Annotated in this window: 20 protein-coding genes; 16 read left to right on the top strand and 4 right to left on the bottom strand. The window is 68.7% G+C overall.

What is annotated here, in order from left to right; all coding sequences use genetic code 11:
- Positions 1 to 66: 66 nt before the first annotated feature.
- Complete coding sequence (locus M9980_RS11850; protein WP_250751098.1) at positions 67 to 816, bottom strand: electron transfer flavoprotein subunit beta/FixA family protein; 750 nt, start codon at positions 814 to 816, stop codon at positions 67 to 69.
- A gap of 45 nt (positions 817 to 861) precedes the next feature.
- Entirely contained in the window at positions 862 to 2,061 is a 1,200-nt protein-coding gene (gene sucC / locus M9980_RS11845; protein WP_250751097.1) for an ADP-forming succinate--CoA ligase subunit beta, read from the bottom strand.
- Between the two features lie 116 nt (positions 2,062 to 2,177).
- Between sucC and M9980_RS11840 the strand changes: the two genes are divergently transcribed.
- From M9980_RS11840 to M9980_RS11825, 4 genes are all read left to right on the top strand, one after another.
- Positions 2,178 to 2,690 carry a sterol desaturase family protein gene (locus M9980_RS11840; protein ID WP_250751095.1) on the top strand — a complete coding sequence of 171 codons (513 nt, stop codon included), beginning with the start codon at positions 2,178 to 2,180 and terminating at the stop codon, positions 2,688 to 2,690.
- Complete coding sequence (locus tag M9980_RS11835) at positions 2,687 to 3,073, top strand: hypothetical protein (RefSeq protein WP_250751083.1); 387 nt, start codon at positions 2,687 to 2,689, stop codon at positions 3,071 to 3,073. The genes M9980_RS11840 and M9980_RS11835 overlap by 4 nt, the downstream gene beginning before the upstream one ends.
- Before the next feature lie 89 nt (positions 3,074 to 3,162).
- The gene (locus M9980_RS11830; protein ID WP_250754915.1) at positions 3,163 to 3,831 is read left to right on the top strand and encodes a sulfite exporter TauE/SafE family protein; all 669 of its coding nucleotides are present in this window, start codon (positions 3,163 to 3,165) and stop codon (positions 3,829 to 3,831) included.
- A gap of 44 nt (positions 3,832 to 3,875) precedes the next feature.
- A complete protein-coding gene (locus M9980_RS11825; protein ID WP_250751080.1) occupies positions 3,876 to 4,205 on the top strand; it encodes a PilZ domain-containing protein in 330 nt (109 codons plus the stop codon).
- A gap of 198 nt (positions 4,206 to 4,403) precedes the next feature.
- On the opposite strand, the gene M9980_RS11820 is transcribed toward M9980_RS11825, so the two are convergent.
- Complete coding sequence (locus tag M9980_RS11820; RefSeq protein ID WP_250751078.1) at positions 4,404 to 5,339, bottom strand: ribose-phosphate pyrophosphokinase; 936 nt, start codon at positions 5,337 to 5,339, stop codon at positions 4,404 to 4,406.
- A 93-nt stretch (positions 5,340 to 5,432) separates the two neighbouring features.
- Between M9980_RS11820 and M9980_RS11815 the strand changes: the two genes are divergently transcribed.
- The 8 genes from M9980_RS11815 to M9980_RS11780 all read left to right on the top strand — a co-directional run bounded on the left by M9980_RS11815 (position 5,433) and on the right by M9980_RS11780 (position 11,690).
- Positions 5,433 to 6,761 carry a glutamate--tRNA ligase gene (locus M9980_RS11815; protein WP_250751075.1) on the top strand — a complete coding sequence of 443 codons (1,329 nt, stop codon included), beginning with the start codon at positions 5,433 to 5,435 and terminating at the stop codon, positions 6,759 to 6,761.
- An 88-nt stretch (positions 6,762 to 6,849) separates the two neighbouring features.
- Positions 6,850 to 7,509, top strand: coding sequence for an energy transducer TonB (locus M9980_RS11810; protein WP_250751072.1), 660 nt, complete (start codon positions 6,850 to 6,852; stop codon positions 7,507 to 7,509).
- 47 nt (positions 7,510 to 7,556) lie between these two features.
- Positions 7,557 to 7,913, top strand: coding sequence for a hypothetical protein (locus tag M9980_RS11805; protein ID WP_250751069.1), 357 nt, complete (start codon positions 7,557 to 7,559; stop codon positions 7,911 to 7,913).
- On the top strand, positions 7,901 to 8,938 hold the full coding sequence (gene ribD / locus M9980_RS11800) for a bifunctional diaminohydroxyphosphoribosylaminopyrimidine deaminase/5-amino-6-(5-phosphoribosylamino)uracil reductase RibD (protein WP_250751066.1): 1,038 nt from the start codon (positions 7,901 to 7,903) through the stop codon (positions 8,936 to 8,938). The genes M9980_RS11805 and ribD overlap by 13 nt, the downstream gene beginning before the upstream one ends.
- The gene (locus M9980_RS11795; RefSeq protein ID WP_250751064.1) at positions 8,938 to 9,549 is read left to right on the top strand and encodes a riboflavin synthase; all 612 of its coding nucleotides are present in this window, start codon (positions 8,938 to 8,940) and stop codon (positions 9,547 to 9,549) included. The genes ribD and M9980_RS11795 overlap by 1 nt, the downstream gene beginning before the upstream one ends.
- Positions 9,533 to 10,672 carry a 3,4-dihydroxy-2-butanone-4-phosphate synthase gene (ribB, locus tag M9980_RS11790; RefSeq protein ID WP_250751062.1) on the top strand — a complete coding sequence of 380 codons (1,140 nt, stop codon included), beginning with the start codon at positions 9,533 to 9,535 and terminating at the stop codon, positions 10,670 to 10,672. Before M9980_RS11795 ends, ribB begins: the two co-directional genes overlap by 17 nt.
- A complete protein-coding gene (ribH, locus tag M9980_RS11785) occupies positions 10,672 to 11,091 on the top strand; it encodes a 6,7-dimethyl-8-ribityllumazine synthase (RefSeq protein WP_250751044.1) in 420 nt (139 codons plus the stop codon). The genes ribB and ribH overlap by 1 nt, the downstream gene beginning before the upstream one ends.
- 182 nt (positions 11,092 to 11,273) lie before the next feature.
- The gene (locus tag M9980_RS11780; RefSeq protein ID WP_250751043.1) at positions 11,274 to 11,690 is read left to right on the top strand and encodes a hypothetical protein; all 417 of its coding nucleotides are present in this window, start codon (positions 11,274 to 11,276) and stop codon (positions 11,688 to 11,690) included.
- Here M9980_RS11780 and M9980_RS11775 read toward each other — a convergent pair.
- Positions 11,666 to 12,739: an alkene reductase gene (locus tag M9980_RS11775; protein ID WP_250751040.1), complete on the bottom strand. Its 1,074-nt coding sequence runs from the start codon at positions 12,737 to 12,739 to the stop codon at positions 11,666 to 11,668. The two genes, M9980_RS11780 and M9980_RS11775, sit on opposite strands and share 25 nt — an antisense overlap.
- Before the next feature lie 60 nt (positions 12,740 to 12,799).
- On the opposite strand from M9980_RS11775, the gene M9980_RS11770 reads away from it, so the two are divergent.
- From M9980_RS11770 to feoB, 4 genes are read left to right on the top strand one after another with little or no spacing between them, the layout of a single operon-like run.
- Entirely contained in the window at positions 12,800 to 13,738 is a 939-nt protein-coding gene (locus M9980_RS11770) for a DMT family transporter (protein ID WP_250751037.1), read from the top strand.
- Entirely contained in the window at positions 13,738 to 14,394 is a 657-nt protein-coding gene (locus M9980_RS11765; protein ID WP_250751036.1) for a COQ9 family protein, read from the top strand. Before M9980_RS11770 ends, M9980_RS11765 begins: the two co-directional genes overlap by 1 nt.
- 57 nt (positions 14,395 to 14,451) lie before the next feature.
- Positions 14,452 to 14,715 carry a FeoA family protein gene (locus M9980_RS11760; protein WP_250751029.1) on the top strand — a complete coding sequence of 88 codons (264 nt, stop codon included), beginning with the start codon at positions 14,452 to 14,454 and terminating at the stop codon, positions 14,713 to 14,715.
- Positions 14,716 to 14,727: 12 nt separating this feature from the next.
- Positions 14,728 to 16,584, top strand: a complete 1,857-nt coding sequence (gene feoB / locus M9980_RS11755) for a ferrous iron transporter B (protein WP_250751026.1) — start codon at positions 14,728 to 14,730, stop codon at positions 16,582 to 16,584.
- The last annotated feature ends 82 nt before the right edge of the window (positions 16,585 to 16,666 follow it).

The raw sequence follows: 16,666 nt of genomic DNA, 5'->3' as shown, positions 1-16,666 counted from the left end.
AAACATAAGCCCGCCCGGATGCTTCTCGACTTCGCTCGAAGCGAACGGAGAAGGCCGGACGGTGGATTACTTCGCGACGCCCATCGCCTTCAGCTTGGCGACCAGTTCGTCGACATCGGCGACCTTGACGCCCGCGCTGCGCTTGGCGGGCTCGACGACCTTCAGAGTCGTGAGGCGCGGCGACACGTCGACGCCGTAGTCGGCGGGCGTCTTGGTCGCGAGCGGTTTCGACTTCGCCTTCATGATGTTGGGCAGCGACGCGTAGCGCGGCTCGTTCAGGCGCAGGTCGGTGGTGACGATCGCGGGCAGCTTCAGCGTGTCGGTCTCGGCACCGCCGTCGACTTCACGCGTGACGCTCACGCTGTCGCCCGACACCTCGACCTTGGAGGCGAAGGTGCCCTGGCCCCAGCCGGTCAATGCGCCGAGCATCTGCCCGGTCTGGTTGTTGTCGTCGTCGATCGCCTGCTTGCCGAGGATGACGAGCGAGGGCTGTTCCTCGTCACAGATCGCCTTCAGCAGCTTGGCGACGCCCAGCGGCTCGACCTTCTCTTCGCTGGTGACGAGGATCGCGCGGTCGGCGCCCATCGCGAGCGCGGTGCGCAGCGTTTCCTGGCTCTTGGGCTCGCCGATCGACACCGCGACGATCTCGGTCACCACGCCCTTTTCCTTCAGGCGGATGGCTTCCTCGACCGCGATCTCGTCGAACGGGTTGATGCTCATCTTGATGTTCGCCAGGTCGACGCCCGTCCCGTCCGCCTTCACGCGGGGCTTCACGTTGTAGTCAAGCACGCGCTTGACGGGGACCAACACCTTCATTGCATTCTCTCCATCTACCCATCCACGTCCCAGGGAGGATACGCGTCAGGCGGCGTTCTTCACCTCGGCGACGATCTTCTTCGCCGCGTCGCCCAGGTCGTTGGCGGGGACGATGGCGAGGCCGGAGTTCGACAGGATCGCCTTGCCGGCCTCCACGTTCGTGCCCTCGAGCCGAACGACCAAAGGCACCGACAGGTTCACTTCCTTCGCCGCGGCGACGATGCCCTCGGCGATGATGTCGCACTTCATGATGCCGCCGAAGATGTTGACCAGAATGCCCTTCACCGCGGGATCGGCAAGGATGATCTTGAACGCCGCGGTCACCTTTTCCTTGTTGGCGCCGCCGCCGACGTCGAGGAAATTGGCCGGGAACATGCCGTTCAGCTTGATGATATCCATCGTCGCCATGGCAAGGCCGGCACCGTTGACCATGCAGCCGATGTCGCCGTCGAGTTTAATGTAGGCGAGGTCGTACTTCGACGCCTCCAGCTCCATCGCGTCCTCTTCGGTGGTGTCGCGCAGCTCCATCAGATCCTTGTGGCGGAACATCGCGTTGCCGTCGAAGGCGACCTTGGCGTCGAGGACCATCAGCTTGCCGTCGTCCGTCACCGCGAGGGGGTTGATCTCGATCTGCTCGGCGTCGGTGCCGAGGAAGGCGTCGTACAGCTTCGAGGCGACATTCGCGGCCTGCTTGGCGAGGTCGCCGGTCAGTTCCAGAGCGGCGGCGACGGCGCGGCCGTGGTGGGGCATGAAGCCGGTCGCCGTGTCGATGTCGATCGAGTGGATCTTCTCAGGCGTGTCGTGCGCCACCGTCTCGATATCCATGCCCCCTTCCGTCGAGGCGACCATCGAGACGCGGCCGGTCGCGCGGTTGACGAGCAGCGCGAGGTAGAATTCCTTGGCGATGTCGACGCCGTCGGTCACGTACAGGCGATTGACCTGCTTGCCGGCGTCGCCGGTCTGGATCGTCACCAGCGTGTTGCCGAGCATGTCGGTCGCCGCGGCGCGAACCTCGTCCTCGGTCTTGGCCAGGCGGACGCCGCCCTTGGCATCCGGGCCCAGTTCCTTGAACTTGCCCTTGCCGCGGCCGCCGGCGTGGATCTGCGCCTTCACGACATAGAGCGGCCCGGGCAGCTTCTTCGACGCGGCGACAGCTTCGTCGACGCTCATCGCGGCGAAGCCTGCGGGCACGGGGACGCCGAATTTCGCCAGCAGTTCCTTGGCCTGATATTCGTGGATGTTCATGGGGAGGGCGCCGTCCTGTTTCGAAGATCGGGAATGTTGCAGCGGGCTAAAGCATATCGCTCCCCCCGAATCCAGCCTGCCTCGCGTTGCGGTGCGCCAGCGCCTATATGCCGGCCATGTCCTGGCCTGCCGGAATCGCCCTGTTCTTCGCCACCGTGGTTTTCATGGAGGGCTTCGCCTACGTCATGCACCGCTGGGTGATGCACGGGCCGGGGTGGTTCCTGCACGCCAGCCACCACGCGCCGCGACACGGCAACTGGGAGCTGAACGACCTGTATGCGGCGATCTTCGCGGTGCCGTCGATCTTGCTTATCCTGGGCGGGGTGCAACTGGGCTGGTGGCCGGGCTACGCGTGGATCGGGGCAGGAATCGCCGCCTATGGCGCGATCTATTTCGGTTTTCATGACGTCATCGTTCACCGCCGCATCGCCACGCGATATCTGCCGAAATCGGCCTATATGAAGCGGATCGTCCAGGCGCACCGGCTGCACCATGCGGTCGAGGCCAAGCACGGCACGGTCAGCTTCGGCTTCCTGTGGGCGCCCAAGCCCGAGGCGCTGAAGGCCGAGCTGAAACGGCGGGATCGCGCGGGCGTCCGCGCGCCGCGGGGCCGGGTGGCGGCGGAGTGAAAATCGTCGACTGGCTGGCGCGGACGATGATGCTGGTGCTCGCCAGCATGGCGACGCTAGCGCTGATCGGGTCGCTGGCGAGCGTATCGAACACGAACCTTCGCGATGCGTTTCCCGGCGCGGTCGAGCGGCCCGAGCCGGGCGGAGCGATGGAATCGCAGCCGACAGCGCCAGCCGCCCCGCCAAGCGCCGACCCGTCATCGGCGCAGGCCGGCCAGCCGGTGCGAGTCGCGGCCCCGCCGCCTGCCGACCGCACCGATGAGATCGCGCGCTGGCTGAAGGCGCTGACCTATGCGGTGCTGGCGCTGGCAGCGTTCGCGGCGGCGGGCGTCGTCGCGCTGGCGCGGATCGCCGGGCACCTCGGGCGGGTCGCCGACCGCTGAGTGCGCTCGCCACATTGGGAGCGGATTTCTGGATCGTCGCGGTGGGCGGCGTGGTTCTGCTTGGGCTGGCGAAGGGCGGGTTCGCCGGCATGGGCGCGCTGGCGCTGCCGCTGATCGCGATTACGATTTCGCCGGTGCGCGCGGCGGCTATCCTGCTGCCAATCCTGATCGTGCAGGATGTGGTCGGCGTGTGGGCGTTCCGGCGCGACTGGGACGGATATGTGCTGGGGTGGATGCTGCCGGGCGCGGCGATCGGCATTGCGCTGGGCTATGTGTTCGCGGCCAGCGTGCGGGTGGATGTGGTGCTGGCGATGGTCGGGGCGATTTCCGTGGTGTTCGGGCTGTACCGCCTGTGGATCGCGCGCCGGGGATCGGCGACGGCAGCGGGCGGGTCGCCTGGCTGGGTGGGAGCGATGTTCGGGGTCGCGTCAGGCTTCACCAGCCAGGTCGCCCACGCCGGCCAGCCGCCGTTCCAGCTCTGGGTGCTGCCCCGCAACTTGCCCCGCGACGTGCTGGTGGGGACGACCGCGATCTTCTTCGCGGTGGTCAACTGGATCAAGGTGCCCGCCTATGTCGCGCTCGGGCAATTCACGGCGGCGAATGTGATCGTGTCGGCGGTGCTGATGCCGGTCGCGATCGCGTCCACGTTTGCGGGGGTGTGGCTAGTGCGGCGGGTGTCGCCGGCGCGGTTCTACACCGCGATATACTGGCTGATGATCGCGGTCGGCATCAAGCTGGTGTGGGATGCCGCCGCCTGAAGCGTTGTCGGTTTCTCAACCACTTGGCTGCTACCGAGTCGCGCATGAGTACGGCAATCAGCGATCCGCGCGTTCCTGCGGCCGCCACGGGCGAGAACCGGTCGACCCTGCGCCGGGCGGTCCGCCTCGACGCCCGCGTGCGCGACCGCAGCGCGACGCGCTTCGCGATCCGCGTGCTCGACCTGTCGATGACCGGCTTCCGTGCGGAGACCGCCTTCACGATCCGCCCCGGATCGCTGGTGTGGATCACGCTGCCCGGATTGCAGGGACTGGAAGCGGAGATCGCCTGGCAGCGCGGCGACCACATCGGCGCGGCGTTCCGGACGCCGCTGCATGCCGCGGTGTTCGAGCATATTGTGGAGCTCAGTCGCTAGCGCGGCACGCGGCCATGCTGGCCGCGCGACTCGCGCAAGACCGGCCGGCGTAGCGAAGCTTACGTCCGACGGCGTGGGCTTTGCCCACGGCGGGCTATCAGCGTCGTGCCGCGGGCAAAGCCCGCGTCGTCGGCCGGACCAAGTCCGCCGGCCGGGCTTCGCGAGTCTGGCCGGACGTAGCCGGCCGCGCGCTGCGCCTCAGTCGAACAAACTACTCACGCTCGACTCATCCGCGATCCGCCGGATCGCCTCCGCCACCAGCGGTGCGATCGTCAAATGGCGGACTTTCTTCGACTCCGCGATCGTCTCGTGGTTGCCTATCGAATCGGTGATGACCAGTTCGGTCAGCGCCGATCCGTCGACCCGCGCCACCGCGCCGCCCGACAGCACGCCGTGGGTGACATAGGCGACGACTTCCTGCGCGCCGGCTTCCTTGAGAGCGGCGGCGGCATTGCACAGCGTGCCGGCCGAATCGACGATGTCGTCGATCAGGATGCAGAAGCGGCCCTCGACCTCACCGATGATGTTCATGACCTCGGATTCGCCGGCCCGCTCGCGCCGCTTGTCGACGATGGCGAGCGGGGCGTTGTCGAGTCGCTTCGAGAGCGCGCGGGCGCGGACCACGCCGCCGACGTCGGGGGAGACGACCATCCAGTTGGCGCCCGGGTAGCGACTGCGAATGTCCTGCGACATGACGGGGGCGGCGAACAGATTGTCGGTCGGGATATCGAAGAACCCCTGGATCTGCCCGGCGTGGAGGTCGACCGACAGCACCCGGTCGGCACCGGCGGTGGTGATGAGGTTGGCGACCAGCTTTGCCGAGATCGGCGTGCGGGGCCCGGGTTTGCGATCCTGACGGGCATAGCCGAAATAGGGCAGCACCGCGGTGATGCGCCGCGCCGACGCGCGTTTCAGCGCGTCGATGATGATGAGCGTCTCCATCAGATTGTCGTTCGCCGGGTAGGACGTCGACTGGAGCACGAACATGTCCTCGCCGCGGACATTCTCGAGGATTTCGACGAAGATTTCCTCGTCGGCGAAGCGTCGCACGCTCGCTTTCGTCAGTGGCAGTTCGCAATAATCGGCGATCGCCTGGGCGAGCGGGGTGTTCGAGTTGCCGGCGATCAGTTTCATGGTCGTGCGTGCTCCCGCTCAGGTGGCGCTCCCTTAGAATGACGGTTCGGTGACGGCTAGCCCTTGCGGGTCCGCCTGCCGTACAGCGCGCACATGACCGTCCTCACCCGCTTCGCGCCGTCGCCGACCGGCCATCTCCATGTCGGCAACATCCGCACCGCGCTCCACAACTGGATGTTCGCGCGGGCGAACGGCGGGCGCTTCATGCTGCGGATCGACGATACCGATGCGGTGCGCAGCGAGGAGCGGTTCGTCGACGCGATCCGCGCCGACCTCGACTGGCTGGGGATGGCGCCGGACGGCGAGGTGCGGCAGTCGGCGCGGTTCGACCTGTACGAGGCGCGGTTCGCGGAGTTGCGCGCGGCGGGACGGGTGTACCCGGCGTATGAGACTGCGCAGGAACTGGACCTGAAGCGCAAGATCCAGCTGGGGCGCGGATTGCCGCCGATCTACGACCGCGCGGCGTTGTCGCTGACCGACGCTCAGGTCGCGGCGTATGAGGCCGAGGGTCGGGCGCCGCACTGGCGTTTCCGGCTGGACGACACGCCGCTCGACTGGGACGATCTGGTGCGCGGACCCCAGCATTTCGCACCCGCGGCGATGGGCGATCCTGTCGTGCGGCGCGCGGACGGATCGTGGCTGTACCTGCTGCCGAGCGTCATCGACGACATCGACATGGGCGTGACCCATGTCGTGCGCGGCGAGGATCATGTGTCGAACACCGCGGTGCAGCTGGGGATGTTCGCCGCTTTGGGCGCGGTGCCGCCGCGGTTCGCCCACGCCGCTCTGCTGACCGGGAGCGAGGGGAAATTGTCGAAGCGGCTGGGGTCGCTGGGCATCGCGCATTTCCGCGAGGCGGGGATCGAGCCGCAGGCGGTGGTGGCGCTGCTGGCGCGGATCGGGACCAGCCAGCCGGTTGAGCCAGTGGTGGATGCGGCCCCGCTGCTCGCGGCGTTCGACTTCGCGCATTTCGGGCGCGCCCCGGCGCGGTTCGACGAGGATGAGCTGGCCGCGGTCAGCACCCGGATCATCCACCAGCTGCCCTATGAGGCGGTCGCCGACCGGCTGCCCGCGGGAATGGACGCCGAAGGTTGGGCGGCGATCCGCCCGAACCTGCACCGCGTCGGCGAGGCAGCGGACTGGTGGTCTGTGGTCGAGGGGCCGATCGAAACCGTGATAGCGGAAGAGGATCGCGCGTTCCTGGCCGAGGCGGGGGCGGTCGCGGCGGCGATGGATTGGGCGGGCGACCCGTGGCACGCGCTGACGGGTGCGTTGAAGGGGGCGACCGGGCGCAAGGGAAAGGCGCTGTTCCTGCCGCTGCGCCGTGCGCTGACCGGGCGCGACTCAGGCCCCGACATGGCGGCGCTGCTGCTGCTGATCGGACGGACGCGCGCGCTGCAACGGCTGGCGCGAGACATGTAACATTGTCTCTTGTTCGACAGATGAAATGATGTAACATTTCATTTCCGCCTGAGTCGGCGTTGGGAGAAACATTCGAGGGAGAGGTTCAGTGATCGTCAGCCGCTATCAACGCCCTAAGACCAGCCCCGGCACCGTCGCCGCGGCGATCGCGGTCAACGTCGGCATGGTCGCCCTGATCGCGACGTCCGCGCCGACGATTTTCGTGACGCCCGACGCGCCGTTCGAGGGCTATGCGGTGCCCCCCGAAGCACCCCCGCCGCCGCCGATTCCCGAGAAGCCGAAGCCCGAAGCGAAGGCGGCAACCCGCGACGTCCTGCCGACCATCCCCGACAAGATCGTCGAGGTCGATGTCGCGCCGACCAACACCGTCACCGGCACCGATACGCTCCAGCCGCCGCCTGGCCCGATCGGCCCCGCGACCGAGGGTACCGGCGTGATCGTCGATCCGCCTGCGCCCGCACCCGTGCTGACCGACGCCGCGCCCGATCCGCGCGCGCAGTTCCAGCCCGACTATCCCGCTTCCGAGCGCCGCGCCGGGACCGAGGGTAACGTCACCGTGCGCGTCCTGATCGGCACCGACGGGCGGGTGAAGGCGGTCGAACTCGTGCGCGCCGCCGCGCCCGCCTTCTTCGAGGCGACGAAGCGCCAGGCGCTTAGCCGCTGGCGGTTCCGCCCGGCTACACGCGACGGTGTCGCGGTCGAAAGCTGGCGGACGATGACGCTGCGTTTCGTGCTGGAAGACGCATGACGGAGCGCGGGGGTGGTCTGGCGCCGTCCCCGCGCCTATCTTGGGCGATGATGCCCACCGGTTTCTTCACCCGCTTCGCGCCGATCCGCGCGATCAACGACCTGCGGCACTTCATGGCGTTGCAGAAGCCGACCCATGTCGTGTTCCTGGTGCTGTCGCTGATGCTGACGATGGCCGTGCTGTTGGGCTTCGTGATCGATTCGCATGTCGAGCGGCCGTACAAGCGCAACATCGTCTATGCCGAAAACTGGCGCGCAGACCGGTCGGAGGCCGAGATCCGCGCTGCGCAGCTCCGCGAGATGGCGGTGAAGACACGCCGCGACATCGTGTACGAAAAGAAGCAGGCCGATCTGAAGGCGCAGTTCAAGCGGCTCGACGACAAGCTCGAAAAATGGGGGATCTGAGCGACCGTCGCTGGATGGCGGCGGCGCTGGCCCTGTCGGAGCGGGGGCGCGGGAGGACCGCGCCCAATCCGTGCGTGGGCTGCGTGCTGGTGAAGGACGGCGTGGTCGTCGGGCGCGGCTGGACGCAAGCCGGCGGGCGCCCGCATGCCGAGGCGATGGCGGTGGATGAGACCGGCGGAAAGTCGCGCGGCGCAACTGCCTATGTGACGCTGGAACCCTGTGCCGCACCGGGGCGAGGACCGGCGTGCGCGTCGGTGCTGATCGAGGCCGGGGTGGCGCGGGTCGTCGCGGCGCTGCGCGATCCGTTTCCGGCGGTGGATGGGCGCGGGTTCGAGCGGTTGCGCGAGGCGGGTATCGCCGTGACGGTCGGGCCGGGTGCTGCCGAGGCCGAGCGCGCGATGGCGGGATTCCTGACGCGGCAGCGCAACGGGCGCCCGCACGTCACGCTGAAGCTCGCGACGTCGCTCGACGGCTGCATCGCCCGCGCCGGCGGTGAGAGTCGGTGGATCACCGGTCCGCAGGCGCGCGCGCATGCGCATCTGGAGCGCAGCCGGCATGAGGCGATCCTGGTCGGGCGGGGGACGTATGACGCGGACGCGCCGGCGCTCGACGTGCGGCTGGCGGGGCTGGAAGCGCGAGCGCCGCGGAAAATCCTTTTGACCACCCATCCGTTCGTTTCGAGCGCAGTCGAGAAACCGCAGCCGAGCGCTAAGCCAGTGTTTCTCGACTGCGCTCGAAACGAACGGATGGGGTGGGAGGTCATTGGCGCGCCCGAAGACATCGCCACCCTCTCCGGCGTCGATCACCTGCTGGTCGAGGGGGGCGCGCGGACCGCGGCGGCGTTTCTGAAGGCGGGGCTGGTCGATCGCCTGCTGCTTTACCGCGCGCCAATCCTGATCGGCGGCGGGGTGGCGGCGCTTGGCGACATCGGCCTCGGCGCGCTTGCCGATGCGCATGGCCGCTGGACGCTGACCGACGCGCGCCAGCTTGGCAGCGACCGGCTCGAGGTCTACGGGCGCAACTGATGTTTACCGGAATCGTCAGCGACGTCGGCGCCATCACCGCGGTCGAGGATCGCGGCGACCTGCGCGTGACCATTGCCACCGCCTACGACACCGGCGGGGTCGACCTTGGCGCGTCGATCGCGTGTTCGGGCGTGTGCCTGACCGTGGTCGACAAGGCGCCGGGCTGGTTCGCGGTCGACGTCTCCGCCGAAACCACCGCGCGCACCGCCGACGGCATGTGGGCCGCGGGCCGCGCGCTCAACCTCGAGCGCGCGCTGAAGCTGGGCGACGAACTCGGTGGGCATATCGTCACCGGCCATGTCGATGGTGTCGGCACGGTCGTGTCGGTGACGCCCGAAGGCGCGTCGCACCGCGTCGTTATCGCCGCACCTGATACACTCGCGCCGTATCTCGCCGAGAAGGGATCGATCACCGTCGACGGCGTGTCGCTGACCGTCAACGCGGTCGAGGACGGCGCCGATGGCACCCGATTCGGCCTGAATATCATCCCGCACACTGCCGACCGCACGACGTTTGCGTCGCTGACGTCGGGGCAGGCGGTGAACCTCGAGATCGACGTCCTCGCCCGCTACCTGCAGCGCATGGAGAGCTATCGTGCCAAAGCCCGCTGAACTCGCCCGCCTGCGCCACGCCTTCCTGTCCTCGCCGGAAGAGATCATCGACGAGGCGCGCAATGGGCGCATGTTCATCCTGGTCGACGACGAGGACCGCGAGAACGAGGGCGACCTGGTCATCCCGGCGCAGATGGCGACCCCCGACGCGATCAACTTCATGGCGCGCTATGGTCGTGGCCTCATCTGCCTGGCGCTGACCAAGGGGCGGACCGAAGAGCTCGGGCTCGACCTGATGAGCCGCAACAACGGCACTCGCCACGAAACCGCCTTCACCGTGTCGATCGAGGCGCGCGAGGGGGTGACGACCGGCATCTCCGCCGCCGACCGCGCGCGCACCGTGGCGGTCGCGATCGACGCGTCGAAGGGCAAGTCGGAGATCGTGACGCCGGGCCATGTCTTCCCGCTGGTCGCGCGCGACGGCGGCGTGCTGGTGCGCGCCGGCCATACCGAGGCGGCGGTCGACGTGTCACGGCTCGCCGGGCTCAATCCCTCGGGCGTGATCTGCGAGATCATGAACGAGGACGGGACGATGGCGCGGATGGACGACTTGGTCGCCTTCGCGCAGTACCATAAGCTGAAGATCGGCACGATCCGCGACCTGATCGCCTATCGCCGCCGCCACGACCATCTGGTCGAGAAGACCGCCGAGGCGCGGTTCGAGAGCGACTGGGGCGGCGAATGGAGCGCGCTGACCTATTGGAACCGCGCGACCGGCACCGAGCAGGTGGTGCTGACCAAGGGGCGGATCGACCCGTCGAAGCCGACCCTCGTCCGCATGCACGCGCTGACCCCGTTCGGCGACATCTTCGGCGAAGGCGGCGCGCGCGGCGGGCTGCTCAGGCGGTCGATGGAGATCATCGGGGCGGAGGGCGCGGGCGTCGTCGTCGTCATCAACCCGACCCGCACCGACGCCTTCACAACCGCGCTCCAGGCGCGGCTCGGCACGCTGGCGCCCAAGGACATGGAGGAATTGCGCGACTACGGCGTCGGCGCGACGATCCTTGCCGAACTGGGCGTGCAGGACATGATCCTGCTCACCAATACCCACCACACCCTTGTCGGACTCGACGGCTACGGCCTGTCGATCGTCGGCGAGCGTCCGATTCCCGAAAGCGATTGATGGCCAATTTCCTGATTGTCGAGGCACGGTTCTACGATCACCTGAACGACCTGCTGCTGGCCGGCGCCCGCGCCGCGATCGAGGCGGCGGGCCATACCCACGAAACGGTGATGGTGCCCGGCGCGCTGGAGATTCCGGGCGCGGTGGCGCTGGCAAGCGAAAGCGGGCGCTACGACGGCTATGTCGCGCTGGGCGTCGTGATCCGGGGTGAGACCTATCATTTCGAGATCGTGGCGGGCGAAAGCGCGCGCGGGCTGATGGCTTTGAGCATGGACGGCCTGGCGATCGGCAACGGCATACTGACGACCGAGAACGAGGCGCAGGCGATCGTCCGCGCCGACCCTGCGCAGGCGAACAAGGGTGCGGGCGCGGCGGAAGCGGCGATCGCGATGCTGGAGCTGCGCAAGCGGTTTGGGTGAGGGGCGGGGCGGCGCGCCGCTCTGATTTCCGTTCGTGCTGAGCGTAGTCGAAGCACGTGCCCAAATCGCACCGCCCGCGGCACGTGCTTCGACAGGCTCAGCACGAACGGTGAGTTTTTGTCGTGCCCATCCGGCCGACGCAAGTCTTGCGCGCTCCACCACCCGGCGGCACTTTCACCGCCATGACCAGCCAGCCACCCCCGCCGCGCTACCGTGTGGTCGAGCAGGGACGGCGATTGGTGGTGATCGATACCGTGACCGGCGCGCCGGCTGCCCGTAGCCCGACCGCGCCCGAGCCGCCATCGGCGCCCAGCGGCCTGACCCGCACGGCATTCGACGGTCGCGCGACGCTGGTCACCCATCCGCTCTATGACGCCAAGGGTCCGCGCACGCTGACCCTGAGTGGGGAAGAAGCGCGGCTGATCGATGGCGTCCGCGTCGTCGCGATCGGGGGCGCGATGATGTTCGTGGCGCTCGCGCTGTTCTTCCCGTGGCTCCTCCTCGCCCCGCTCGCTTTCACCGACCGGCGGGTGCGGCGGGGCTTGCGCGCCGCCGTCACCCGCTGGCTCGACCGTTACGACACCCCGAGCGCGGGATAGTCGGTATAGCCCTCCGGCCCCGGCGTGTAGAACGTCCGTGGGTTGGGGGTGTTGAGCTCGGCGCCGGTACGCAGGCGCTCGGGCAGGTCGGGGTTGGCGAGGAAGGGCCGACCGAAGCTGATCGCATCGGCAATACCCGACGCCAGATCGGCCTGCGCGGTTGCGAGGTCGTAATCCTGGTTGAGGATCAGCGGGCCGGTGAAGGCCTTGCGGATCTGCGGGCTCAGCTTGGGCACGTCGGTGCTGCCGAAGGTGCCGTTCGCGCCGATCTCGCGCAGCTCGAGGAAGGCGATGCCGAGCGACTGGAGGTGGGCGGCGGCAGGCACGAATACCGCTTCCGGGTTCGAATCGTCGCAGCCTTGAGTCTCGCCGTTGGGGGAGAAGCGCACGCCGGTGCGATCGGCGCCGGCCTCCGCCACCAGTCGCTCCATCACTTCGCGCAGCAGGCGCAGGCGATTGTCGACCGACCCGCCGTATTCGTCGTCGCGGAAATTGGTGCCGTCGCGCATGAACTGGTCGATCAGATAGCCGTTGGCGGCATGCAGCGCGACGCCGTCAAAGCCGGCTGCGATCGCGTTGCGCGCGGCGCGGCTATAGTCGTCGAGCGTGCGGGCGATGTCGTCGCGGGTCATCGCCACTGCCTCGACATTGGCGTTCTCGGTCGCGCCGGGACGGGTTGGTGCGGTCGTTGCCGAGGACGAGAACGGCGCGCGACCGGTCACGTCCTTGCGGGCAAGGCGCCCCAGATGCCAGAGCTGGGGGACGATGCGCCCGCCCGCCTCGTGGACCGCGGCGACCACCGGCTTCCACGCCTCGACCTGCGCGTCGTTCCACAGGCCCGGCGCGGACGGCCAGCCGAGCCCTTCGTGGCTGATGCCCGTCCCCTCGGTGATGATGAGTCCCGCACTCGCGCGCTGGCGATAATATTCGATCATGATGTCGGTCGGGACATGGTCCGCGGTCGAGCGCCCGCGCGTCAGCGGCGCCATCACCAGGCGGTTGGGGGCGGAAATCGCGCCGTAGGCGATCGAATCGAACAGGGTAGGCATGGGGCAACATTCTCGCTTCGTTGATGGCGACGGGCGGGATGTAGGGCGCTACAGGGCGGCATGCACGCGCCTGTCCCCCAAACAATCGCTTCGCCGGTACCAAGCAAAGCCTTGCCGGTCGCGGCGCTGCTGATCGCCAACGTGGCGCTGGCGTTCGGGCCGTGGTTCGTGCGGCTGGCCGATGTCGGGCCGGTGGCGGCGGGCTTCTGGCGGATCGCGCTGGCGGTGCCGGTGCTGCTGGGCGCGGCGACGCTGCTGGGGCAGGCGCCGTTCCGGCAGGCACGCGGGCTGTGGGGTGTGCTGGCGCTTGGTGGCCTGGCGTTCGCCGCCGATCTGGCGAGCTGGCACGTCGGCATCCACCGCACCGTCCTCGCCAACGCGACGCTGTTCGGCAATGCCGCGACGCTGATCTTTCCGATCTATGGCTTCGTCGTGGCGCGGATGTGGCCGACGCGGATGCAGGGCGTGGCGCTGGGCATGGCCGCGGTCGGGGCGGCGTTGCTGATGGGGCGATCGGCGCAATTGTCGCCGCAGAATTTGATCGGCGACCTGTTCTGCCTAGCCGCGGGCGTGCTGTATGCGGTGTATTTCGTGACGATGGCGCGGGCGCGTGAGACGATGGCGCCGCTGCCGGCGCTGGCGCTGTCGTCGCTGCTGGGGACCCTGCCGCTGCTGTTCGCGGCGCTCGCGCTGGGGGAGCGGGTGTTGCCGGGGAACTGGACGCCGCTGATCGCGCTCGCCGTGGTCAGCCAGTTGGTCGGGCAGGGGCTGATGATCTACGCGCTCGGCCACCTGTCCCCGCTGGTGGTCGGCATCGCGCTGCTGGTGCAGCCGGTCGTCGCGGGGGCGATCGGATGGATCGCGTACGACGAGCGGCTGGGCGCGCCCGATTTTGCAGGCGCGGCGTTGGTGGCGGTGGCGCTGGTGCTGGTCCGGCGCGGGTCGGATGCGCCGCAACCGCTTGAACCGGCGGGCGCGGGGGACCACAAGGAAGCGTGATGGCACTCGAAGACGCAACCCTCGACGAAATCCGCGACGCGCTGGCCGGCGACGTCGCCGCCAATGCCGCGTTCGATGGCTGGGGCGAGGCCGCGGTGGCGGCAGCGGCCGGCGCGCGGGGTGTCGATGCCGACGTGGCGCGGCTCGCGTTTCCGGGCGGCGCGGTCGACATGATCGACGCTTGGTTCGCGAGCATCGATGCGGCGATGCTCGGGCGGCTGTCGCCCGAGCGGCTGGCCGCGATGAAGATTCGTGAACGCATCACCGCGCTGGTCGAGGCGCGGATCGACCTGGTTGCGCCCAACCGCGAGGCGCTGCGCCGCGCCTTCGCCGTCCTCGCCCAGCCGCAGAACCTGCCGCGCGCGGCGAAGCTCGCGTGGCGCGCCGCCGACGTGATGTGGCGCGCGGCGGGCGATACCGCGACTGACTATAATCACTATACCAAGCGCACGATCCTGGCGGGCGTGTATGGCGCGACGATGCAGGTGTTCCTGGACGACGAGAGCGATGGCTTTGCCGACACCGCTGCGTTCCTGTCGCGTCGGATCGACGGGATCATGCGGTTCGAGAAGGCGAAAGCCGGGTTCCTCGCCCGCACCGAGCACCGCCCGAGCCTCAGCCGCTTCATCGGACGGCTGCGCTACCGCATCGGTTAATCGCCTGCGCACAAAGGGCTGGCGTCGCTGCGCAGTTATTGATAATCAATCGCAGCAATGACGATGGCTTCCCCGATTCCCGTTCCCATGCCGCTGGCTGCGCTGGCGCGGCGGGCGCGCGCGACGGTTGCTGCGATCGACTGGCACATGCTGACGCCTGCCGAAGTGCGGCGGCTGCGCGAGTTCGGGCTGGACGAGGGCGTGGAGATCGAGATGCTCCAGCGCGCGGGGGTCGGCGGCGGCCCGCTTGCCTGCCGGATCGGGCGGATGGCGATCACGTTCCGCAGCCATATCGCGCGAGCGATCCACGTCACCCTCTAGATGACGCAGTAGATGACGGGCATTCCGCTGGTCGCTCTGGTCGGCAATCCCAATGCCGGCAAGTCGGCGCTGTTCAACGCGCTGACCGGTGCGCGGCAGAAGGTCGGCAATTATCCCGGCGTCACCGTGGAGCGGCATTCGGGCCGGCTGGCGCTGGATGACGGACGCCCGATCGAGCTGGTCGACCTGCCCGGCACCTACAGCCTCGACCCCTCCAGCCCCGACGAGGAAGTGACCCGCGACGTCGTGCTGGGCGCGCAGGCGGGCGAGAGGCGGCCCGACGCGATCGTCGTGGTGGCGGACGCGACGAACCTCGACAACCACCTCCGCTTCGCGCTCCAGTTGCGGCAGCTGGGGCTGCCGATGGTGCTGGCGCTCAACATGGTCGACATGGCGGCGCGCGACGGGCTGACGATCGACGTCGCCGCGCTGGCCGGCGAGCTCGGCCTGCCGGTGATCGAGACGGTGGCGGTGCGCAAGCGCGGCCTCGACGCGCTCCGCACCGCGCTGTCGGAGACACTGCGTACTCATGCGATTCCCGCGGTGCCGACCGGCGAGGTCGATCCCGATATCCGCCATTTCCAGCGCGAAGCGCGGCGCATCGCCCGCGCGGCGACGGTCGACGAGCCGCGCGCGCGCCAGGTCACCGCGTCGCTCGACCGGTTCGCGCTGCATCCGGTGCTGGGTCCGATCATCCTGCTGACTTTGCTGTTCGTGATGTTCCAGGCGGTGTTCAGCTGGTCGGAAGCGCCGATCGGCTGGATCGAGGGCGCGCAGGGCTGGCTGGCCGACACCGCGACCGCGATGCTGCCCGCGGGGTTCCTGCGCGATCTGCTGGTGCAGGGGGTCATCAACGGCGTCGGTTCGGTCGTCGTGTTCCTGCCGCAGATCGTGATCCTGTTCCTGTTCATCCTGGTGCTGGAAGCATCGGGGTACATGGTGCGCGCGGCGATGCTGATGGACCGGCTGATGGCGGGCGTCGGTCTGTCGGGGCGGGCGTTCATCCCGCTGCTGTCGAGTTTCGCCTGCGCGATCCCCGGCATCATGGCGACGCGATCGATCCAGGATCCGCGCGAGCGGCTGACCACGATCCTGGTCGCGCCGCTGATGACGTGTTCGGCGCGACTGCCGGTCTATGCCGTCGTCATCGGCGCGTTCATCCCGGCGCGCCGGGTGATGTGGGGGGTGGGGCTGCAGGGCCTGGTGCTGCTCGCGCTCTACGTCGCCGGCATCGTCAGCGCGATGATCGCGTCGGTGCTGATCCGGCGGACGGTCACGCGCGGCGTCGGTGGCGGTTTCCTGCTGGAGATGCCGCGTTATCAATGGCCGGCCGTGCGCGACATCGCGATCGGGCTGTGGCAGCGCGCCTACGTCTTCCTGCGCCGCGCCGGCACGATCATCCTGGGCGTGACGGTCGTGCTGTGGGTGCTGACCAGCTATCCGGTCGCGCCGGCGGGGGTGAAGCAGAGCGAATATTCGGTCGCGGGCCGGATCGCGAGCGGGCTGGAAGTCGTGCTGAAGCCGATCGGCTTCAACCACGAAATGAGCCTGGCGGTGATTCCGGCGATGGCGGCGCGCGAGGTCGCGGTGTCGGCGCTCCAGACGGTGTACGCGATCGATGCCGCGGACGAGGATCAGGGCGCGCAGGAACTGGGCGGAAAGCTCGCGTCGCGGTGGAGTCTGGCGACCGCGCTCGCTTTCCTCGCGTGGTTCGTCTTCGCGCCGCAATGCCTGTCGACGATCGCGGTGGTGCGGCGGGAAACCAACGGCTGGAAATGGCCGGCGTTTATGATAGGCTACCTGTTCGCGCTCGCCTATGTCGCGGCGGGCGCGACCTACTGGATCGCGGTCTGGGCGGGGCTGGGGTAGATAATCGTTCAGGGAAGGCGCGAAGGCGCGAAGGAAAGTGGTTCGCGCAGAGGCGCTGAGGCGCTGAGGCGAGCCGGGACTC

The sequence above is a fragment of the Sphingomonas donggukensis genome, assembly GCF_023674425.1.
In the GTDB taxonomy this organism is placed as follows: Bacteria; Pseudomonadota; Alphaproteobacteria; order Sphingomonadales; family Sphingomonadaceae; genus Sphingomonas; species Sphingomonas donggukensis.
Note: the sequence above shows the minus strand (reverse complement) of the source record. Positions and strands in the feature narration are given on the sequence as shown.

Coding starts and splice junctions, on each gene's coding strand:
- M9980_RS11820 (WP_250751078.1), bottom strand. CDS start 5,339: ATGAAACTGATCGCCGGCAACTCGAACACCCCGCTCGCCCAGGCGATC.
- M9980_RS11765 (WP_250751036.1), top strand. CDS start 13,738: ATGGCACTCGAAGACGCAACCCTCGACGAAATCCGCGACGCGCTGGCC.
- M9980_RS11795 (WP_250751064.1), top strand. CDS start 8,938: ATGTTTACCGGAATCGTCAGCGACGTCGGCGCCATCACCGCGGTCGAG.
- ribD (WP_250751066.1), top strand. CDS start 7,901: ATGGGGGATCTGAGCGACCGTCGCTGGATGGCGGCGGCGCTGGCCCTG.
- M9980_RS11805 (WP_250751069.1), top strand. CDS start 7,557: ATGATGCCCACCGGTTTCTTCACCCGCTTCGCGCCGATCCGCGCGATC.
- M9980_RS11815 (WP_250751075.1), top strand. CDS start 5,433: ATGACCGTCCTCACCCGCTTCGCGCCGTCGCCGACCGGCCATCTCCAT.
- M9980_RS11775 (WP_250751040.1), bottom strand. CDS start 12,739: ATGCCTACCCTGTTCGATTCGATCGCCTACGGCGCGATTTCCGCCCCC.
- ribH (WP_250751044.1), top strand. CDS start 10,672: ATGGCCAATTTCCTGATTGTCGAGGCACGGTTCTACGATCACCTGAAC.
- M9980_RS11760 (WP_250751029.1), top strand. CDS start 14,452: ATGACGATGGCTTCCCCGATTCCCGTTCCCATGCCGCTGGCTGCGCTG.
- feoB (WP_250751026.1), top strand. CDS start 14,728: ATGACGGGCATTCCGCTGGTCGCTCTGGTCGGCAATCCCAATGCCGGC.
- M9980_RS11780 (WP_250751043.1), top strand. CDS start 11,274: ATGACCAGCCAGCCACCCCCGCCGCGCTACCGTGTGGTCGAGCAGGGA.
- sucC (WP_250751097.1), bottom strand. CDS start 2,061: ATGAACATCCACGAATATCAGGCCAAGGAACTGCTGGCGAAATTCGGC.
- M9980_RS11830 (WP_250754915.1), top strand. CDS start 3,163: ATGGGCGCGCTGGCGCTGCCGCTGATCGCGATTACGATTTCGCCGGTG.
- M9980_RS11770 (WP_250751037.1), top strand. CDS start 12,800: ATGCACGCGCCTGTCCCCCAAACAATCGCTTCGCCGGTACCAAGCAAA.
- M9980_RS11840 (WP_250751095.1), top strand. CDS start 2,178: ATGTCCTGGCCTGCCGGAATCGCCCTGTTCTTCGCCACCGTGGTTTTC.
- M9980_RS11825 (WP_250751080.1), top strand. CDS start 3,876: ATGAGTACGGCAATCAGCGATCCGCGCGTTCCTGCGGCCGCCACGGGC.
- M9980_RS11850 (WP_250751098.1), bottom strand. CDS start 816: ATGAAGGTGTTGGTCCCCGTCAAGCGCGTGCTTGACTACAACGTGAAG.